1 protein-coding gene is annotated in these 1,268 nt (G+C 71.8%); it reads right to left on the reverse strand.

Annotation, left to right across the window (positions count from 1 at the left end; genetic code table 11):
* Positions 1-27: 27 nt before the first annotated feature.
* Complete coding sequence (locus DMP06_RS11220; RefSeq protein WP_123209813.1) at positions 28-1,215, reverse strand: IS3 family transposase; 1,188 nt, start codon at positions 1,213-1,215, stop codon at positions 28-30.
* Between the last annotated feature and the right edge of the window lie 53 nt (positions 1,216-1,268).

The following is a 1,268-nucleotide window of genomic DNA, read 5'->3' on the forward strand; positions in this document are numbered from 1 at the left end:
GGGACCGCGGACGTTTTCTTGTACATCCTACAGCACCGGATAGCCCAGCGCCGCGCGGCGCTCGTCCGGGGTGAGCCACCCGAGCTTCTGGGATATGCGCCCCTCGCGGAACCAGCGCATCCACTCGTTCAGCGCCGCCATGAAGCCCTCCAGCGACCACCCCGACCAGTCCGCCGGGTGGAAGAACTCGCTCTTGAGCGTGCCGAAGAAGCCCTCCATGCGCGCGTTGTCGGGGCTGCGGCCCTTGCGCGACATGCTCCGGACGAGGCCGAACCTCTCGCATATCGCCGCCCAGCCGGGCCACCGGTAGTGCCCGCCCCGGTCGCTGTGGACCGTCGGCGCCTCGCCCGGCGCGAGCGTCGCGCAGGCGGCCTCCAGCGAGGAGTTGGCGAGCCCCGCGGTGGGCCTCGGGCCGACCGACCAGGCCACCGGCCTGCCGTCGAAGCAGTCCACCACCGGGCTCAGGTAGCACTTCGCCCCCGACGGCAGCCTGAACTCGGTTATGTCGGTCACCCAGAGGCGGTTGGGGGCCGCCGCGGAGAAGTCGTGCGTGCCGTCGGGGCGCAGCGGCAGGTTCGGCGGGGCCGGCGACGCCTCCCCGGCGTAGCTCGACCAGGGCCTGCGGCGGCGCCTCGCCGCGGACAGCCCCTCCTCGCGCATCACGCGGCGCACGACCTTCTCCGAGACGCGCACGCCCCTGCGGCGCAGCTCGGCGTGCACGGCGCGGTAGCCCCTGCGCCGCACCGCCCCGAACGCCTCGCGGACCAGCGGGCGGAGCGCCGCGTCGCGGTTCCGCCCCAGCCGGGCGCGGTGGTACTCATAGGAGCTCCTCGAGATCCTCAAGAAAGCAGTGATCTCGCGGAGGGGCAGCCCTGTCGCCGCGCGCAATCTCTCTCCCAGCTCGCACTTTCTCCTGTTCGACATCGAAACCGGGCGCGAGCCTGCCCCTTTTAGGTCGTCCAACACCGCCCTCAGCAGCATGTTCTCCGTCATCGCGGCCTCGTAGGCCGCCCTCTCCGCCTCGTCCAAGGGGTTCACCGCCTCCCGCACGGTCCTGTACGACACCGCGCCCTCCGGCCTGCGGTGCGGAACGGCACCGGCGGCCCATTTGCGCACGGCGGAGCGCGACGCGCCGCACAGCTCGGCGGCCTCGGCGTGCGTCATGCCCTCCTCCAGGGCGAGCAGCGCAAGCTCCACCACGTCCCTATCATACATGCGGACCCCCTTCCGGACGCGTGAATCGCGTCCAACTTTTCGTCCGCAGTCCC

Source organism: Slackia equolifaciens (assembly GCF_003725995.1).
GTDB classification, from domain to species: Bacteria; Actinomycetota; Coriobacteriia; order Coriobacteriales; family Eggerthellaceae; genus Slackia; species Slackia equolifaciens.

What these genes read in the sequence shown, in the direction of transcription:
- DMP06_RS11220 (WP_123209813.1), bottom strand. Translation starts at nt 1,215, where the DNA reads ATGTATGATAGGGACGTGGTGGAGCTTGCGCTGCTCGCCCTGGAGGAG.